Annotated in this window: 20 protein-coding genes; 1 reads left to right on the forward strand and 19 read right to left on the reverse strand. The window is 51.3% G+C overall.

Translation table 11 applies throughout. From position 1 onward, the window contains the following. Position 1: 1 nt before the first annotated feature. The 19 genes from A1332_RS22170 to serA form a co-directional block, all read right to left on the reverse strand. Positions 2-991, reverse strand: a complete 990-nt coding sequence (locus A1332_RS22170) for a PhoH family protein (RefSeq protein WP_064010577.1) — start codon at positions 989-991, stop codon at positions 2-4. Then, positions 991-2,346 (reverse strand): tRNA (N6-isopentenyl adenosine(37)-C2)-methylthiotransferase MiaB, encoded by a 1,356-nt coding sequence (gene miaB / locus A1332_RS22175; RefSeq protein ID WP_064010578.1) that lies wholly within the window; start codon positions 2,344-2,346, stop codon positions 991-993. Before miaB ends, A1332_RS22170 begins: the two co-directional genes overlap by 1 nt. A gap of 105 nt (positions 2,347-2,451) precedes the next feature. Then, entirely contained in the window at positions 2,452-3,180 is a 729-nt protein-coding gene (locus tag A1332_RS22180) for an MBL fold metallo-hydrolase (RefSeq protein WP_064010579.1), read from the reverse strand. A gap of 41 nt (positions 3,181-3,221) precedes the next feature. Beyond that, a complete protein-coding gene (locus A1332_RS22185; RefSeq protein WP_064010580.1) occupies positions 3,222-3,836 on the reverse strand; it encodes a hypothetical protein in 615 nt (204 codons plus the stop codon). Between the two features lie 100 nt (positions 3,837-3,936). Beyond that, on the reverse strand, positions 3,937-4,629 hold the full coding sequence (queC, locus tag A1332_RS22190; RefSeq protein WP_064010581.1) for a 7-cyano-7-deazaguanine synthase QueC: 693 nt from the start codon (positions 4,627-4,629) through the stop codon (positions 3,937-3,939). After that, complete coding sequence (queE, locus tag A1332_RS22195; protein ID WP_064010582.1) at positions 4,619-5,263, reverse strand: 7-carboxy-7-deazaguanine synthase QueE; 645 nt, start codon at positions 5,261-5,263, stop codon at positions 4,619-4,621. Before queE ends, queC begins: the two co-directional genes overlap by 11 nt. Before the next feature lie 12 nt (positions 5,264-5,275). Then, positions 5,276-6,118 (reverse strand): tol-pal system protein YbgF, encoded by an 843-nt coding sequence (gene ybgF / locus A1332_RS22200; RefSeq protein ID WP_064010583.1) that lies wholly within the window; start codon positions 6,116-6,118, stop codon positions 5,276-5,278. After that, on the reverse strand, positions 6,115-6,684 hold the full coding sequence (pal, locus tag A1332_RS22205) for a peptidoglycan-associated lipoprotein Pal (RefSeq protein WP_064010584.1): 570 nt from the start codon (positions 6,682-6,684) through the stop codon (positions 6,115-6,117). The genes ybgF and pal overlap by 4 nt, the downstream gene beginning before the upstream one ends. A 64-nt stretch (positions 6,685-6,748) precedes the next feature. Further along, positions 6,749-8,032, reverse strand: a complete 1,284-nt coding sequence (gene tolB, locus A1332_RS22210; RefSeq protein ID WP_064010585.1) for a Tol-Pal system beta propeller repeat protein TolB — start codon at positions 8,030-8,032, stop codon at positions 6,749-6,751. Between the two features lie 21 nt (positions 8,033-8,053). After that, a complete protein-coding gene (tolA, locus tag A1332_RS22215) occupies positions 8,054-9,562 on the reverse strand; it encodes a cell envelope integrity protein TolA (RefSeq protein WP_064010586.1) in 1,509 nt (502 codons plus the stop codon). An 8-nt stretch (positions 9,563-9,570) separates the two neighbouring features. Then, on the reverse strand, positions 9,571-9,981 hold the full coding sequence (tolR, locus tag A1332_RS22220; protein WP_231499641.1) for a protein TolR: 411 nt from the start codon (positions 9,979-9,981) through the stop codon (positions 9,571-9,573). Positions 9,982-10,025: 44 nt separating this feature from the next. After that, positions 10,026-10,703: a protein TolQ gene (gene tolQ, locus A1332_RS22225; protein WP_020483188.1), complete on the reverse strand. Its 678-nt coding sequence runs from the start codon at positions 10,701-10,703 to the stop codon at positions 10,026-10,028. Further along, a complete protein-coding gene (gene ybgC / locus A1332_RS22230; protein WP_064010587.1) occupies positions 10,703-11,098 on the reverse strand; it encodes a tol-pal system-associated acyl-CoA thioesterase in 396 nt (131 codons plus the stop codon). The genes tolQ and ybgC overlap by 1 nt, the downstream gene beginning before the upstream one ends. 18 nt (positions 11,099-11,116) lie before the next feature. Continuing rightward, the gene (gene ruvB, locus A1332_RS22235; RefSeq protein WP_064010588.1) at positions 11,117-12,154 is read right to left on the reverse strand and encodes a Holliday junction branch migration DNA helicase RuvB; all 1,038 of its coding nucleotides are present in this window, start codon (positions 12,152-12,154) and stop codon (positions 11,117-11,119) included. Continuing rightward, on the reverse strand, positions 12,151-12,753 hold the full coding sequence (ruvA, locus tag A1332_RS22240) for a Holliday junction branch migration protein RuvA (protein ID WP_064010589.1): 603 nt from the start codon (positions 12,751-12,753) through the stop codon (positions 12,151-12,153). The genes ruvB and ruvA overlap by 4 nt, the downstream gene beginning before the upstream one ends. Continuing rightward, positions 12,750-13,247, reverse strand: coding sequence for a crossover junction endodeoxyribonuclease RuvC (gene ruvC / locus A1332_RS22245; protein WP_064010590.1), 498 nt, complete (start codon positions 13,245-13,247; stop codon positions 12,750-12,752). The genes ruvA and ruvC overlap by 4 nt, the downstream gene beginning before the upstream one ends. Positions 13,248-13,280: 33 nt before the next feature. Then, complete coding sequence (locus A1332_RS22250; RefSeq protein WP_064010591.1) at positions 13,281-14,033, reverse strand: YebC/PmpR family DNA-binding transcriptional regulator; 753 nt, start codon at positions 14,031-14,033, stop codon at positions 13,281-13,283. 68 nt (positions 14,034-14,101) lie between these two features. After that, a complete protein-coding gene (locus A1332_RS22255; protein ID WP_064010592.1) occupies positions 14,102-14,743 on the reverse strand; it encodes an HAD-IB family phosphatase in 642 nt (213 codons plus the stop codon). Then, a complete protein-coding gene (serA, locus tag A1332_RS22260) occupies positions 14,740-16,323 on the reverse strand; it encodes a phosphoglycerate dehydrogenase (protein ID WP_064010601.1) in 1,584 nt (527 codons plus the stop codon). Before serA ends, A1332_RS22255 begins: the two co-directional genes overlap by 4 nt. A gap of 96 nt (positions 16,324-16,419) precedes the next feature. Here serA and A1332_RS22265 point away from each other — a divergent pair, with 96 nt between their 5' ends. Beyond that, a complete protein-coding gene (locus A1332_RS22265; RefSeq protein ID WP_064010593.1) occupies positions 16,420-16,896 on the forward strand; it encodes a TlpA family protein disulfide reductase in 477 nt (158 codons plus the stop codon). Positions 16,897-16,969: the final 73 nt, after the last annotated feature.

Raw genomic sequence — 16,969 nt, forward strand, 5'->3', positions numbered from 1 at the left:
ACTAAACCGAGGGCGTGTGCTCTTTCTCGTAGTGCTCGTAGGCGGCAACTATCCGCTGCACCAAAGGATGCCTGACCACATCGCGCACGCCGAAAAAGGTAAAACTGATACCCTCCACATCCTTCAGCACTTTCAACACATGCTTCAAACCGGACATTTTTTCGTTGGGCAAATCGATTTGCGTGACATCGCCGGTAATCACCGCCGTGGAGCCGAAACCGATCCGGGTCAGAAACATCTTGATCTGTTCGACTGTGGTATTTTGCGCTTCATCCAAAATAATGAAGGAGTCGTTCAAGGTTCGGCCGCGCATAAAGGCTAAGGGCGCTACTTCGATGACATTTTTTTCCAGCAATTTCTCGACGCGTTCGAAGCCCAACATGTCGTAAAGCGCATCGTACAGCGGCCGCAAATAAGGATCGACTTTTTGCGCCATGTCGCCCGGTAGGAAACCCAATTTCTCGCCGGCTTCCACTGCGGGTCTCACCAGGATAATCCGCCGTACCGTCTCGTTTTGCAACGCGTCAACCGCGCAAGCCACCGCCAGATAGGTTTTACCGGTACCGGCGGGACCGACGCCGAAGTTGATGTCGTGCGACAGGATTTTGCGCAGATAGTCCTGCTGATTGAAGCCGCGCCCCTTGATCACACCGCGTTTGGTTTTAATCGCTACCGGCTCCAACCTCACGGGCGGAGCCGCCTGCAATAGCTGATCGATACTGGCATCCTGTAAACTCAAATGCACCTGTTCCGGGGTAATTTCTTCCCGCTCGGTCAGTTCGAACAATTTCTGAATCACCGCGCAAGCTGCTGTGACAGCTGCATCAACGCCCGTCACTTTGAAATGATTGCTGCGATTGGCGATCTCCACCTGCAAGCGTTGCTCGATTTGGCGGATATGCGCATCCAACTGCCCGCAAAAATTGGACAGGCGTTGCGCATCGGCGGGTAATAGAGTGATTTCTTGCGAAAAATGGCTGGCGGTCAACACTAGGCGGTCTGCGTAATTTTTTCTATGGACGATTCCACCAGGCGGCCCCGTAGCGAATTGGGCAAGGCTTCGGCAATGTAGACATCGACAAATTGCCCGATCAAGCGCGGGTGCCCGGCGAAATTGACGGCGCGATTATTTTCGGTACGGCCGGTCAGGTGCAGCGGGTTTTTCTTGGAAATGCCTTCTACCAGTACGCTTTGCACGCTACCGATCATCGCTTCGGAAATCGCCATGAACATCTCGTTAAGCCGGTCTTTCAGGCGCTTCAGACGCTGTTCCTTAACCGCCATACTGACGTCATCGGCAAAATTGGCCGCCGGCGTACCCGGCCGAGCGCTGAAGATAAAACTGTAAGACAAGTCATAACCGACCTCCTCAATCAGTGCCATGGTATCTTCAAAATCCTGTTCGGTTTCGCCGGGAAAACCGACGATGAAATCCGAAGACAGGCTGATGCCTGGCCGCACGGCCTTCATTTTGCGCATGATTTCCAGATAATCTTCACGCATATGGCCGCGCTTCATCTCGGCCAAAATGCGGTTGCTGCCGCTTTGCACCGGTAAATGCAAATGATTGACCAGCTGCGGAATCTCAGCGAACGCTTCGATGATGTCGTCGGTGAACTCTAAGGGATGCGAGGTGGTGAAGCGAATACGGTCTATACCGTCGACAGCAGCGACAAAATGCAACAACAGCGCAAAGCTGGCGACATCACCGTCTTCCATCGCACCGCGATAGGCATTAACGTTTTGGCCGAGCAGATTGATCTCGCGCACGCCTTGCTTGGCTAGCGTCTCAATCTCGGCAATCACATCGTTAAGCGGCCTGCTGACTTCTTCACCGCGCGTGTAAGGCACTACACAATAGGTACAATATTTACTGCACCCTTCCATTACGGACACATAGGCCTTAGGGCCTTCCGCACGCGGTTCCGGTAAATTATCGAATTTTTCAATTTCGGGAAAAGAAATATCCACGACATGCTTACCACCGCTGCGCGCCTGGTTTAACAACTCCGGCAGGCGGTGCAAGGTTTGCGGACCAAACACGATGTCTACATACGGCGCGCGTTTTTGCAAGGCGGCACCTTCTTGGCTGGCAACGCAGCCACCGACGCCGATAATCACACCGGGACGTTTATCTTTGATTTTTTTCCAGCGCCCGACGGCGGAAAACACTTTTTCCTGGGCTTTTTCGCGTATCGAACAAGTGTTTAGTAACAGCACATCGGCGTGTTCCGGAATGTCGGTCAATTCCATCCCGTGCGATGCCATCAATACGTCCCGCATTTTATCGGAATCGTATTCGTTCATTTGACAGCCGTTAGTCTGTATATAAAGTTTTTGCGCCATGCTTGATGAGATACCTCAACTACTCTCACTAACAAAAAACCCCCATCTCGCGACGGGGGCTCGTAATGGCCGGATTATAAACCCAATTTTCGGCAAATGCTTGTTTTATACGGCAATCCCCACTTGCAAGGCCTCGAACCAATCCAGAAAACGCTTCACATCATCGCCTTTGAACATCCGGCCATGTTGCGGCGCCAAAATGTCGATATCCAGTTTCCTGACCCTATCGATCCAGGCCCGCTTGGCTTGATTGGAGGGCATCCAACGCTGATGGAAATAACGCATTTTCTCCACGTGCATATCAAAATTCTCCACAAACACCGGCATAGCCGGCGCTTCCAGGGCGGCACCGACATCACCGGACATCAGGATTTTGGCGTGCGGATCGTAAATATGGAAATTGGCGGAGGCATGCAGGTAGTGCGCGGGCACGATTTGCAACTCGGTACTGCCGAGATTGATGACACCGCCATGATCGGGAATCGGCACATATTCGATAGTTTCACAGCCAAAATGCCTTAAAAAACCTTCCCACAAAGCCGAGGCATGCAGCTTGGCGTTGGGCAGCGCCTGATCCCATAAACCTAAAGACGAAATGATATCCGGATCTTGATGCGATGCGAACAAATCGGTAATTTCCTCGACCGGGGCATGGTGCAAAACTGCCGCCAGCATTGGCGCAAACAGTTCTATGCCGCCCGGATCGATCAATAAGCAGCGATTAGCGGTCCTCACCATATATTGGTTGGTATCGATAATCTTCTCGGGCTTATGTTCGTCGCGTCCCAACATTATCCATTGGTAGGCGCCCTCATAAATTTTGGTCATTCTCATGCTAACTGTACCTCTTGGCGATACTGGATTTGATTGGCGCGCTATTCGGCGACGTTAATAATCGTCAACGCACTCCGACATTTATGCACTTTGTCGTTGATTATTTGCGCAGCGTTGTCGACGCTTTCAGCGACCGCTTGCAGACTTTGCAGATACTCGCCCGCTTGCGACGCCTCAATACGGGAGTTGGCAGCAATCACCCGGGCCGCCCTAGCTGGATGCATCACGTCCGCCAACTTAATCAATAATTCCGAAACCTGAATAATAAACTCGCGATGACAAACCTGATTTCTTTGTCTGACTTGTTGCAATGGGGCGTTCAAAGAATCGGCATATCGAGCGCCGACAGCCAACTGCCCGACCTTCTCGAAACGTCTGCACGCTTCTGTCATGCGTTGTTCATTGACTGTCAGGCGATAGAGGTGGAAAGCGTATTCGTTGATGTTATTGACCAATTCGATCGTATCCTTGGCCAATTCGTTGATGAAGTCGGTAATGGGCTGGAAGCCCTTGGCCTTTTCCCCGGCTCGAAAGGCAATCGCTTTGGCATTGGCTGCCGCTAGGGAAATTTCCTTGGCCACTTCCATCACCGCGCTCAATTCGGCGGCGATGGAGGCCACAGCGACAAACTGGGACTTGGTTTGATTGACTTGCATACTGAAAGACCCTCGGATCGACGATAAATTTATTTATAGCTTAGCCGACAAATAAATACCCGTGCTATTTGAGTTTCTAATAAATGCGCGTCAACCCCGGTTATTTAGGTCGATAATGAGTCGGATCGTCCACGCCCAGATTTTCAAAACCGGCCGCACGCAATCGGCAGGCATCGCACACGCCGCAAGCTCTGCCCTTGATATCCGCTGAATAGCAGGAAACGGTATCCGCGTAATTTACACCCAGTGCCAAGCCTTTTTGAATGATCTCGGCTTTACTCAGTGCTATCAACGGCGTGTGAATTTGAATTTTATGCCCTTCCACTCCGGCTTTGGTGCCCAGGTTGGCCATATCCTGAAAAGCTTTAATAAATTCCGGCCGACAATCGGGGTAACCGGAATAATCGACAGCATTCACACCGATAAATACGTCATGCGCTTTCACCACTTCAGCCCAACCCAGGGCAAACGCCAAAAATATAGTGTTTCTGGCCGGCACATAAGTCACCGGAATGCCGGCTTGCGGAGAAGTCGGCACATCAATCCGGGCATCGGTTAAAGCGGACCCCCCGATTGCGCTCAACCCGAGGCTGATAATCTTGTGATCGGCGACCTGATAGTGCTTGGCAATTCTCCGCGAAGCTTCCAATTCGGCATTGTGGCGCTGGCCGTAATCAAAACTCAATGCGTAGCAAGCAAACCCTTGTTGCTTGGCAAGCGCCAATACCGTTATAGAATCCAGGCCGCCGGACAACAAAATGATTGCCGGTCTGGAACTGCTGTTATTTTCCACGCGCGTCGTTCCAAAGAAATTTATGTAATTGAATTTGAAACCGAACCTGTAATTGGTCGGCCAAAATACGCTCGGCCAGTTCGGTAGGTGACATCACATCCATCACCGGCGAGAACAGTACTTGGCAATGTTCAACTAAGCGATATAGCTCAAGTTGCTGTTTGGCCCATTGGTAATCGGCGGCGTCGGCAATCACGAATTTGACTTGGTCGTGCGCCGTTAAATACTGGATATTGTCATACCGATTGCGCTCAAGCTCACCGGAACTCGGCGTTTTCAAATCCATCACTTTACTGACTCGGCTATCGACCGCCGCCACATCCAGGGCACCGCTGGTTTCCAGCGACACCTGGTAACCGGCATCGAGCAGTCTAACCATTAAAGAATTACACGCCGGTTGTGCCAAAGGTTCGCCGCCGGTTACCGTCACATAGCGAGTCTTGTAATGGCCAACTTGCTGGAGAATATCGTCGATACTGAGTTTTTCGCCGCCGTTGAAAGCGTAAGCGGTATCGCAATAGTTGCAACGCAAAGGGCAGCCAGTCAAGCGAATAAATACGGTAGGCAGCCCCACCGTATTCGCCTCGCCTTGCAGGGAATAGAATATTTCGGTAATACGTAGCGTTTGATCCATCCGCACGCCAATTTATTGCGGCATTTGCGCCAGCTTTTTTTCCGCCAAATGCGCAGCAGTGGTGCCTGGATAGCTGGTAGTCACCCGCGTCAGATAATCGCGAGCTTTTGCGGTGTTTTGCAGATCGAATTCGATATAGCCCAGTTTCAACAAGGCATCCGGCACTTTAGAGCTGTTGGGGTATTGGCTGACCACCTTATTGAACGCGCCGCGCGCCGCATCGAATTCCCGGTTGATCTTATACGCTTCCGCCAACCAATACTGAGAATTGTCGGCAAACTCGCCGGCCGGAAAATCTTTCAGCAAATCCTGAAACATTTTGATGGCTTGGGCATTGTGGCCGTTACGCAACGTGTCGTAAGCCGACTGATACCTTTCCTTTTCGTTGCCTTGTGCTGCCGTCGCGGTCGGCTTATTGTCCACTACGACGGGCGCTGCCGGAGCTGGCGTCGCAGTTGTGACTGGCGCCGGAGTTGGTGCAACCGGGGCCGCTGGCGCAGAAGGTTGAGCAGCCGCCGCATCAGCTGGTGCTGGTGCGGGAGATGATTGACCCGACGGCGCTGGCCCGCCGGCGGTAAGCGCCTGCATCCGATCATCAAGATCGGAGTACATATTGCTCTGTTTTCTTTGCAAGTCGGCGATGGTCTGGGATTGCTCCTCGACCATGCCGCGCAATTGTTGCACTTCGGACTGTAACTGCTCTAATCTGCCCAATACCTCAAAAATAGCATTGTCAGTGGCGGCCGGCTGCGCATAAGCATTCGCGGCCGGATAACCGGCGCCGTTAGGCGCAGCATCGGCTTCGGCACATAAGCCAAAGCCGAGACCCAGTATCAGAAGCGCACGCTTACTCATTGATAGCCAACTTCCACGCGGCGATTTTGCTGCCAAGCTGATTCGTCATGGCCAGACACGACAGGTTTTTCTTCACCGTAACTAACTACTTCCAATTGGCTCGCGGTGACGCCTTGTGAACGCATCATTCTCTCTACTGATTTAGAACGTTGTTCGCCCAGTGCGATGTTGTATTCGCTGGAACCGCGCTCGTCGGCATGGCCGGACAGGATAACGTGTTGATTGGGATGTGAAGCCAAGTAACGTGCATGTGCTGCTACGACAGGCACGTATTCTTGTTTGACTTGGCTGCTATCGATTTCGAAGTAAATGACTTGTTTGGACAACGGGTTGTTAGGATCGCTGAATTCAGGCCCCAGGTTTGCGCCGGAACCGGAACCAAAGCTGCTACCGTTACCTGAACCGAATTGGCTGCCGGACATCGAGCCATCGTTGTAACCGCTGGTAGAAGCGTCGGTGCCTTGGGTAGAAGAATCCGCCAAGCCTTCTTCTTCGGTTGAGCTACAGCCGGTCGTTACCAAAATCGCAGTCATGGCTAAAGCCAAATAGGTTTTGTTAAATCTCATCAATTTTCTCCAAATATTAAGTAAAACTCAGGTAGCGATAGTGTGAGGGCTATCGCGCTTGCAATCAAGGTGCCCAGGCCGGTTCGCGGACCTCGCCACTCTCGAATGCCAATTTTTGTTGCATCGCGCCATCGGTAGACACTACCGATAAGGCCGACCGGCCGCCGCGATTCGCGGCAAATAAAACCATGCTGCCATTAGGCGCAAAGCTGGGTGATTCGTCAAGATTACCCTCGGTCAATACGTTCACGGTGCGCGAAGCCATATCCATAACCGCAATCTTATAGCCACCACCACTGCCGGTTACCATCGCTAAGCTTCTGCCATCTGCGGAAAAACGGCCTCTAGCGTTATAGTCGCCCTGGAAAGTGACACGACTGGCCTTGCCACCTAAGGCAGGCATCAGGTAAAGCTGCGGTTTACCGCCTTGATCGGACGTAAACAAGATAGAACTGCCGTCTGGCGACCAAGTTGGCTCGGTATCGATGGACAAACCGCTGGTCAGACGCGTCAAAGAGCGACTACCCAAATTCAATACGTAAACATCCGGACTGCCGTCTTTTGACAGCGTAATCGCTAGACGGCTGCCATCCGGTGAAAAAGCCGGCGCCCCGTTGATGCCAGGATATGACGAAACGCTTTCCCGTTGACCCGTCGCCAAAGTTTGCACCCAAATTTCCGAACGTTTGGTGTGGAAGGATACATAAGCGATTTTACTGCCGTCCGGCGACCATGCAGGTGCCATAATCGGCTCCGGCGATTCGGCAATCGTGCGCGGGTTGTAACCGTCGGCATCGGCGACTTGCAGCATAAACTGCTTGCCGTTGCCGCGGCGAACGCTGGTAACATAAGCAATACGGGTGTTAAACGCACCTTTGCGACCGGTTAGTTTTTCGTAAATCAGGTCACTGATGTGGTGAGCGGCACGGCGCAATTCGTTGGCGCCAGCGGTCAAACGATAGCCCATCAACAACTGACCGTTATGCACGTTGAACAAATGAAACTGGATGTTGTAGCTACCACCATTGCCGACCACTTGGCCAATAGCCATATAATCTTGGCCCAGGACCTGCCAATCCTTAAAGTTAACGCGCTCCGGCTCACTGGGCTTGGTCAACATATCGTCTTCCGGCAAAGCTTTGAAAAAACCGCTGCCACCCAAATCTGAACTGATCACATCGGACAATTTGACATTGCCAATAGAGCCTTGTTGGGCAAACGGTACGATGGCGATAGGCACCGCAGTTTGCGAACCTTTGGTAATTTCTATCGTTAAACCGGCCGCCTGCGCCACTGTGAACATCCCAGCCAAAATGCCGCCGACTAAAATTCTTGTGATTAACATCATTCTCTCGTTTCCGTTTACTGATTATTCCGGTTTAAACACGAAGGTAAAAACTCTAAATTCCTGATTAAATAAATTTCTATCTTGCGGCACTGGTAGTGGCGAAGCTTTACGCACCGCATTTTCCGCCGAACGGTCAAAAATCGGATCGCCGCTGCTACCGATCACCACCGCGTCCATCACATCACCACTGGCCAACAATTTTACCTGAATCGTGCATCTTAAGCCTTGCGTCGCGTTGATTGGCCGCGTCCAGGCGCCTTCCACTTTGCGCGCTATCATCTGCTTGGCTGAGTCTACGGCTTGCTTATCCGATGCAGCTTTTGCAGCAGCCGCCGCAGCGGCTTCCGCAGCCTGGCGTTCTTTTTCGGCTTTTTCAGCCGCCGCTATCGCCGCTTGACGCTCTTGTTCTGCTTTGGCTTTTGCCGCCGCTTCCGCCGCGAGCCGTTCTTTCTCCGCCTTCTCAGCCTTTTCCGCAGCTAGTTTGGCCTGACGTTCTTTTTCAGCCTTGGCTTTGGCTTCCGCTTCAGCTGCCATACGCTCTTTTTCGGCTTTTTCTGCCGCTATTTTTGCTTGGCGCTCTTTCTCCGCTTTTTCGGCGGCTAGTTGTTTGTCTTTTTCTGCTTTGGCTCTGGCATCGGCTTCCGCAGCTTGTTTGGCTTTTTCAGCGTTAAGCGCGGCCTGCTTTTCCTTTTCGGCCTTGGCTCTTTCGTCAGCTAATTGCCTTTCCTTTTCCGCTTTTGCCTTGGCTTCCGCTTGTTTTGCTAGCTCCTGACGCTTGGCTTCCTCGCTCTTTTGCTCCTGTAGTTTTTTTTGCTGCTCTAGCGCTTTTTGTTCCTGTAACTTCTTTTGTTGCTCCAGCGCTTTTTGCTCCTGTAGCTTCTTTTCCTGCTCCAGCTTTTTGATTTCGGCTTCCTGCTGTTGTTTCTCGCGCGCCGCTTCCGCCAGTTTTTGTTCCTTCAACTTGGCTTCGCGTTCCACTTCCTGTTGTTTTTCCAGCTGTCTTTGTTTCTCCGCTTCCTTTTGCTTTTCCGCTACTTCTTTCTGTTTTTCCAACTCGGCTTGCTTCTGTTTTTCCGCGGCTTCCTTGGCTTTTTTCTGCTCCAGAGCTTGCCGTTCCTTGGCCTCCTCTAGCTTTTTTTCCTCTTCCTTACGCTTGGCGGCGAGCTGTTCCTGCATTTTCTTTTCTTCTAATGCTTCTTGCTTGCGTTTTTCCGCAGCCTCCTGGATTTTCTGTTCCTCAAGCACACGCTGTTTTTTTGCTTGCTGCAACAACTGCTCTTCGGTTTTTCTGGCGTTTTCCAGTTGCTCTTGATGCTGTTGTTCGGCTTGCTGCTTGTTTGCTTCGTTCTGTTTCAAGCGCTCGGCTTCAGCATCGATTTCCGCACCATCTAAGACTGTCGCTTCTATGATGTCCGCCGGCGGGGCCATTTGTGCGTCGTCGGTTTCAGTGAGAAAACTAAAACTGAACAACAACACAATCAGAATATGCAGCGCTATCGCCTGTGCAAGCGAAGGTTTAAAACTTTTCATGGTGGTTTTTATTTGCTGTCTGGCGGCGGCGCGGTCATCAAGCCCACTTTGGGGGCACCGGTTTTCTTAAGTTCCACCATCACGCTGACGATACTACCGTATTCCACTTCGTGATCACCACGCACATACAGTTGGGCTTTGGGATTATTTCTGAATACCGCAGCGACTCTGGTTTTAACGGTATCGACGTCGACCGGCGTCTCGGCTTCTTCGTCACCGTTGCCAATATCGACATACAAACTGCCGTCTTTCTTGATCGAAACGATCACCGGCACCTGATCCTGTAAATCAACCGAATCAGCCTCGGCTTGGGGCAATTCGACCTCGACACCGGTTTGTACCAGCGGGGCGGTAATCATGAAAATCATCAACAGCACAAAGGTAACGTCGATATAAGGCACGACGTTAATTTCGGCCATTACCCCGCGTTTTTTGCGCGATCTGCGATTGCTGCCGCCTACATTCATTTGCTGTGCGCCTGTCTTTGCAGTAATACCACGAACTCGTCGACGAATAATTCGTAACGACCGGCCAAACGATCCAAGCGCGTGGAGAAGCGGTTATAGGCAATAACCGCCGGAATCGCCGCAAACAAACCGATCGCGGTGGCGATCAAGGCTTCGGAAATACCCGGCGCGACATTCGCCAAGGTGGCATTTTTAATTTCGCCTAAGGCACGGAAAGAATTCATGATGCCCCAGACGGTGCCAAACAGGCCAATATACGGGCTGGTAGAACCGACTGTTGCCAAAAACGGCAAAGTCTCGTCCAGCCTATCCAGCTCGCGGGACAATTCGATACGCATGGCCCGCTGCGCGCTTTCTACCTGCACCGACGGCTCGACATCGCCCTTCTGGCGCATCCGCGCAAACTCGCGGTACCCGGCCAAAAAGATTTTTTCTATGCCCTCCGGTTCGAACCTATCGCTGGACATTTTTTTGTACAGTTCCGCCAGGCCGACGCCGGACCAAAACTCCTCTTCAAAATCGTCGGTGATGGCTATGGCTTGCTTCAATTCTTTACGCTTGGAAAAGATGAAGGTCCACGACGCAACAGATGCCGACAACAGAATGAACATAACAAACTGCACGACAATACTGGCTTCTTTGACCAGCGTCAGAATGGATAAATCGGTATTCATTAGTTTAAATGTTCCAAAATAGCAGAGGGAATCAGTTTGGGCTTCATGCTTTGCGCATCAAGACAGGCAATTCGAATTTCAGCAGTGCATAACACCTTCTGTTGCCGGGTAATCGATTGCTCAAAGGTAAAATTAGTTTTCTTATGTTCAATGACTTTTGCGCTAACGTCCAACAGTTCGTTGAAGCGGGCAGGTTTTAAATAGTCAACTTTCACCGAACGGACCACAAAAATCAGGTTTTGTTCAGCTAATAGATTATCCTGTTCGAAACCGACGCTACGCAGCATTTCGGTTCGAGCACGTTCAAAAAACTTCAAATAGTTAGCGTAAAATACTACGCCGCCCGCATCGGTATCTTCGTAATACACTCGTACCGGCCAGTTAAATTCTTTCATTCGTCTCTTAAAGAATTATTAATTGGCAAAGATGTCATCGCTGCCGAGTTGCTGCCTGGGCACTGGCAGGCCAAAATGGCTGTATGCTTTATGCGTGACCACTCGCCCCCTGGGCGTGCGCATAATAAAACCTTGCTGCAATAAGTAAGGCTCCAGCACATCTTCAACGGTACCCCGCTCCTCACTGATCACGGCAGCCAGAGTATCCAGCCCAACCGGACCACCTTGGAAATGTTCTATCATGGCTGTCAATAATTTCCGGTCCAGCATGTCAAAGCCTTGCTGGTCGATTTTCAGCATATCCAAAGCTTGCTTGGCAATCTCTCGACTAACCGTGCCGTTGCCTTTTACTTCGGCAAAGTCACGCACTCGGCGCAACAGGCGGTTAGCAATCCTCGGCGTGCCCCGCGAGCGACATGCGATCTCATCTGCGCCGCCGCTGTCCATCCCTATATTCAGCAGTTTGGCTGAGCGACTGACGATACTGGCCAGTTCCTCGACGGTGTAAAACTCAAGACGTTGGACGATACCGAAACGGTCGCGTAAAGGCGATGTCAACAAACCGGCTCGGGTCGTAGCGCCTATCAGCGTAAATGGTGGCAAATCCAGCTTGATTGAGCGGGCTGCCGGACCTTCGCCTATTATAATATCAATTTGGTAGTCTTCCATAGCCGGATACAGCACCTCTTCCACCGCCGGGCTGAGTCTATGGATTTCGTCGATGAATAGCACATCGTGCGCTTGCAGATTGGTCAGCAAAGCTGCCAAGTCGCCGGCTTTATCCAGCACCGGCCCCGAGGTTTGCCGAATGTTGACATTCATCTCCATGGCAACGATGTTAGCCAAGGTGGTTTTCCCCAAGCCGGGCGGGCCGAAGATCAAGACATGATCCAGCGCTTCAGAGCGCGTTACCGCGGCTTGGATAAAGATTTCCATCTGCTCGCAGAGTTCTTTTTGCCCGACATAGTCTTTCAGCCGTTTGGGGCGAATAGCACGATCCACGCGCTCTTCGTCATTATTTCCTTGCGCTGTCACCAATCTATCGCTTTCAATCATTTAACCGCACCGCGTAGCGCCAGACGAATAATGTCCTCGCAGCTTTTATCATCGGTGGCAATCGATTGTACCATTCGCGCCGCATCGGGCGGCTTATACCCCAAGGCACACAGCGCGCTGATCGCTTCTTGCTTGGGACTGGCTGCCGAACCGGGCAGCAAACTTGGTCGATCATTCGATGCCGATAGCTTGTTCAATTCCGGCAAACGACCGCGCATTTCGATAATCAAGCGCTCAGCCGTCTTTTGGCCGACGCCCGGCAAACGCACCAAGCCTTTTACATCGTTATCATGGACGCAACGATAGAATTCTTCGGTGCTTTGCCCGGACAGAATCGTTAACGCCAGCTTCGGACCGACGCCATTGACCTTGATCAGAGTTCTGAACAGCATACGTTCGCTTTCCGTGGCAAAGCCGAACAGGATATGCGCGTCCTCTCGCACGACAAGATGAGTATGCAGCTTAACTTCTTCACCCAGCGCCGGCAGATCATAAAAGGTATTCATCGGCGCTTCCACCTCATAACCGACGCCGTGCACATCCAGCAATAATTGCGGGGGGGCTTTGTGAATCAATTTACCGCGTAAAAAACCGATCATGAACTCACCTGTTGCAAGCGCATGGCGGTTTCCTGATAGTGGCTATGGCATAGACCTATAGCCAACGCATCGCTGGCGTCGATCTGCATATCACCTTGAATACTCAACAAAATTTTCACCATATGCTGCACTTGCAGCTTATCAGCATTACCTTTGCCGACCAAGGCTTGTTTCACCTGTCTGGCAGCGTATTCGAACACGGGTAGATCGCGATTCAAAGTGGCGCAGATTGCCGCGCCGCGGGCCTGACCCAGCTTCAAGGCCGAATCGGCATTTTTATGCATAAACACTTGCTCGATGGCCATTTGCTCGGGACGGTACAACTCGATCACCTGACTAACGCCATCGAAAATCTGCTTCAAACGCTCGGGAAATTCATCGGACTTAATGCGAATGCAGCCGCTCGCTACGTAGCGAATACCGCGTGGCGTCGACTCAACCACACCGTATCCGGTGATGCGCGAACCTGGATCTATACCTAAAATTCTGGTCAATAGTGTATTGGTACGAGTAATTTTGTGGTGTGATTAGGCATCGAGCGCAGTCATGATGTCGTCGCTGATGTCGGCATTGGAGTAAACATCCTGCACATCGTCCAGATCTTCCAAGCGGTCGATCAACTTCAGCATTTTTTCGGCCGCATCGGCATCCAACTCGGTTTTGACATCGGCATGCATCGTCACTTCGGCGTTTTCCGGCTCCAAGCCGGCAGCGACCATGGCTTCCTTGACCGTCATATAGTCTTCCGGCGTGGTGAATACATCGATAGAACCATCATCATTGGTAACCACATCCTCGGCGCCCGCTTCCATGGCCACTTCCATCAGCGCATCTTCATCGACTGCATTGGAATAGCTGATGATGCCAACTTTACGAAACATATAAGCCACAGAACCATCGGTACCTAAATTACCGCCGGCCTTGGAAAATGCGTGCCTGACATCCGCGACGGTACGATTGCGATTATCGGTCAAGCAGTTGACCATCACCGCTGTGCCGCCGGGGCCGTAACCTTCATAACGGACTTCTTCGTAGACCACGCCATCAACCGCGCCGATGGCTTTTTTGATGGTGTTATCGATAGTATCGCGCTTCATATTGGCACCGAGCGCCTTATCGATAGCGGAGCGCAGACTCGGGTTGTTGGCCGGGTCGCCGCCACCTGAACCCTTCGCGGCCACGGTAATTTCCCGGATCATTTTGGTAAAAATCTTGCCGCGTTTTGCGTCCTGCGCGCCTTTACGATGCTTGATGTTAGCCCACTTACTATGCCCTGCCATTCTATCTCTCTGAATCTTCTAAAAATTTGGGAATTTTACCATCGTCCCGTCTGCTTATCGACTCTTGCTTATAGCACCAAGGGCAATACCGCCGCTAACGACGTATCCGAGACGTAGCTATCCGCCTGCTCTTCCACCAACGGCCTGCGGACTACGCCGCCGAAACCGATCATATACGCGCCGGCCAATTTAGCTTCGAGATCGGTCTTACCATCGCCTATCATCACCAAGGACGAATGATGCATCCTCAGCCGCCGGCAAATCCTGGCCTTGCCACCACTGACTGCCAAGGGTGAGTGTCGGGCAAAATCCTGATAATTACCGTCTTCGTCAAACAACACATCGACCGCGTGCACATGCTCGTCCGGTATACCCAGTTGCTCAGCCAAAGGCAGTATCGCCTGTCGCAAGCCGCCGCTGATGATATGAATCAATTTATTATTTGCCTGCAAGGTTTTGATCGTTTCGCTGACACCCTCCACCATTTCGGCGATATACAACTCGGCCAACCAGTCTATCGCGGCTTTGTCGGGCTTGATCAAATCCAGTCGGTTCGCGTAGACATCCTCCAAAGCGAGTTCACCGTTCATGGCCGCATCGGTCAATGCCGCAACCTGTTCAAATAAACCGTTACGCCTGGCTAATTCATCGATACCTTCGACCCGACTTAGCGTACTATCGCAATCGAAACAAATGACGTCATAACTCATAAAGCAATTTGCCTCGCCGTATGTACCGCCGGCACCTCGCACACTGATTTCAGCACGTGCTCGTTTAATGGATCCGAAACGCTGATGACCATCATCGCCAATTGATGCTCGTCAGCGATGCTAACCTGCATCCGGGTAATATTGATATTGGCGACGCCCAAGATCGAGCTAATCGCGGCGATCACACCAGGCCGGTCATCATGTCGGGTGATTAATAGAGCACCTTCCGGCACCACTTCGATTTCGAAATGATTAATGCTGACCAAGCGCGGATGTTGATTTCCCAACAACGTACCCGCCAACGATACCGATTTATCGGCGCAATGCCCGGTGATTTTGATTAGCGATTGATAGCCTTCTGATTCCTCGGTCTGCGACTCAATTAGCGTTATGCCCTGACGTTTGGCAATGTTCTCGACATTCACGCGGTTAACCGGCGTGGAAAGTTGTCCGCCCAGCAAACCGACCATTGCTTCCGCGGAAATAGGCCGAATTTTTACCTCAGCAGCCTTACCGTATACGGCAACTTCCAGCTTTTGAATCGGTTGATCGATCAAACCAACCAACACCTTGCCGAGAATATTGGCTAAGTTCATAAATGGTTGAGCCTTGGACAACTCTTCTGCCGACAACCTAGGCAGATTCAGAGCATTTACGGCTTCACCGGTTTGCAAATATTTAACCGCCTGACGGGCGATCTCGACACTGACAGCCACTTGCGCTTCTTTGGTCGAGGCGCCCAAATGCGGGGTAAATACCACGTTGTCCAAAGTAAGCAACGGCGAATCCTTGGGCGGCTCTTGCTCATAAACATCCAATGCCGCGCCGGCAATCCGACCTTCTTTCAAAGCATCGTATAGTGCCGATTCGTCAACCAAGCCGCCACGCGCGCAATTGATCAAGCGCGCAGATTTTTTCATCATCGCCAATTGCTCACGACCGATGATGTTTTTGGTTTTCTCCAGCAAAGGACAATGCAGGGTGAAATAATCGGCTTGCTTAACCAAGGCTTCCAAATCGACCATTTCCGCGCCATGTTTGGCAAAAACATCCGGTGCAACAAACGGATCATAAGCGATCACGCGCATGCCCAAACCGTTGCCGCGTTGAGCGACTATCCTGCCGATGGTACCGAAACCGAGGACTGCCAAGGTTTTATGAGTAATTTCAGCTCCCATCAACTTGGAGCGTTCCCACTTACCTTCTCTAACCGACTGATTAGCGAAGGGTAGATTACGACTTAAGGAAAACATATGCGCAATAGCCAGTTCAGCCGTGGTGGTAGCGTTGGCATCCGGCGTATTCATTACAATAACGCCTTGCTCAGTTGCGGCATTTAAGTCGACATTATCAACCCCTATGCCGGCGCGCCCGACTACTTTCAGACGAGTCGCAGCTTTTAAAACCCTAGCCGTTACCTGAGTATCGCTGCGAATCAATAAGGCATCATACTCTGGAATAATTTCGCACAACGTGTCTTCACTTAAGCCGGTTTGAATGTGTATCTGTATTCCTTCCTGGGCATTTAAGAAATTAATGCCGTCTTCCGCAAGCTTGTCTGAAATTAGTATCTTTTTCATCGCCGTGACTGGATTATTGGATAAGGCCGGCATTCTAGCAGCTTTGCTATAATCGCCGTAATGCGCGTTCCCAACAAACTACCGAATCTAAAGCTTATGAAAATAAAAGCGGCGCTTGGCGTCCTATCGGTGATCTGTTTGCTAGGCGCAATCGCCTGGTGGCTGACTTACACCAAAAGCTTCGCCCCCGATGCCGTATTTACCACATTGAAAGGCGAGCGGCTGACAATTACCGCGCTAAAAGGCAAACCCGTTTTGATAACGTTTTGGGCGACCGACTGCCCTAGCTGTATTGAGGAAATTCCGGATTTGATCGCATTGCACCAGCAAGGCCTACAAATCATTGCGGTGGCAATGCCTTACGACCCACCTAGCCGCGTGCAAGCGTTAGCCAAAGAAAGACAGCTTCCCTATGCAGTGGCTCTTGATATAGACGGTAGTCTTATACATGCTTTTGGTGACGTGCAATTGACCCCGACAATGTTTTTAATAGATAGGCAAGGCGTGATCATCATGCACAAAATCGGCGCCTTCGATTTAGCATCTTTAAAAACACTTCTGACACAATTATAAAAAACTCCGTTGCAATTGAGCATCAGAAGCCTTGTCTGGCGACAGCAAACCCCAAAATTGAAGGTGATTATCG

The organism is Methylomonas methanica, from assembly GCF_001644035.1.
GTDB classification, from domain to species: Bacteria; Pseudomonadota; Gammaproteobacteria; order Methylococcales; family Methylomonadaceae; genus Methylomonas; species Methylomonas methanica_A.

What these genes read in the sequence shown, in the direction of transcription:
- miaB (WP_064010578.1), bottom strand. Translation starts at nt 2,346, where the DNA reads ATGGCGCAAAAACTTTATATACAGACTAACGGCTGTCAAATGAACGAA.
- A1332_RS22180 (WP_064010579.1), bottom strand. Translation starts at nt 3,180, where the DNA reads ATGAGAATGACCAAAATTTATGAGGGCGCCTACCAATGGATAATGTTG.
- A1332_RS22185 (WP_064010580.1), bottom strand. Translation starts at nt 3,836, where the DNA reads ATGCAAGTCAATCAAACCAAGTCCCAGTTTGTCGCTGTGGCCTCCATC.
- queE (WP_064010582.1), bottom strand. Translation starts at nt 5,263, where the DNA reads ATGGATCAAACGCTACGTATTACCGAAATATTCTATTCCCTGCAAGGC.
- ybgF (WP_064010583.1), bottom strand. Translation starts at nt 6,118, where the DNA reads ATGAGTAAGCGTGCGCTTCTGATACTGGGTCTCGGCTTTGGCTTATGT.
- pal (WP_064010584.1), bottom strand. Translation starts at nt 6,684, where the DNA reads ATGAGATTTAACAAAACCTATTTGGCTTTAGCCATGACTGCGATTTTG.
- tolB (WP_064010585.1), bottom strand. Translation starts at nt 8,032, where the DNA reads ATGATGTTAATCACAAGAATTTTAGTCGGCGGCATTTTGGCTGGGATG.
- tolA (WP_064010586.1), bottom strand. Translation starts at nt 9,562, where the DNA reads ATGAAAAGTTTTAAACCTTCGCTTGCACAGGCGATAGCGCTGCATATT.
- tolR (WP_231499641.1), bottom strand. Translation starts at nt 9,981, where the DNA reads ATGGCCGAAATTAACGTCGTGCCTTATATCGACGTTACCTTTGTGCTG.
- tolQ (WP_020483188.1), bottom strand. Translation starts at nt 10,703, where the DNA reads ATGAATACCGATTTATCCATTCTGACGCTGGTCAAAGAAGCCAGTATT.
- ybgC (WP_064010587.1), bottom strand. Translation starts at nt 11,098, where the DNA reads ATGAAAGAATTTAACTGGCCGGTACGAGTGTATTACGAAGATACCGAT.
- ruvB (WP_064010588.1), bottom strand. Translation starts at nt 12,154, where the DNA reads ATGATTGAAAGCGATAGATTGGTGACAGCGCAAGGAAATAATGACGAA.
- ruvA (WP_064010589.1), bottom strand. Translation starts at nt 12,753, where the DNA reads ATGATCGGTTTTTTACGCGGTAAATTGATTCACAAAGCCCCCCCGCAA.
- A1332_RS22250 (WP_064010591.1), bottom strand. Translation starts at nt 14,033, where the DNA reads ATGGCAGGGCATAGTAAGTGGGCTAACATCAAGCATCGTAAAGGCGCG.
- A1332_RS22255 (WP_064010592.1), bottom strand. Translation starts at nt 14,743, where the DNA reads ATGAGTTATGACGTCATTTGTTTCGATTGCGATAGTACGCTAAGTCGG.
- serA (WP_064010601.1), bottom strand. Translation starts at nt 16,323, where the DNA reads ATGAAAAAGATACTAATTTCAGACAAGCTTGCGGAAGACGGCATTAAT.
- A1332_RS22265 (WP_064010593.1), top strand. Translation starts at nt 16,420, where the DNA reads ATGAAAATAAAAGCGGCGCTTGGCGTCCTATCGGTGATCTGTTTGCTA.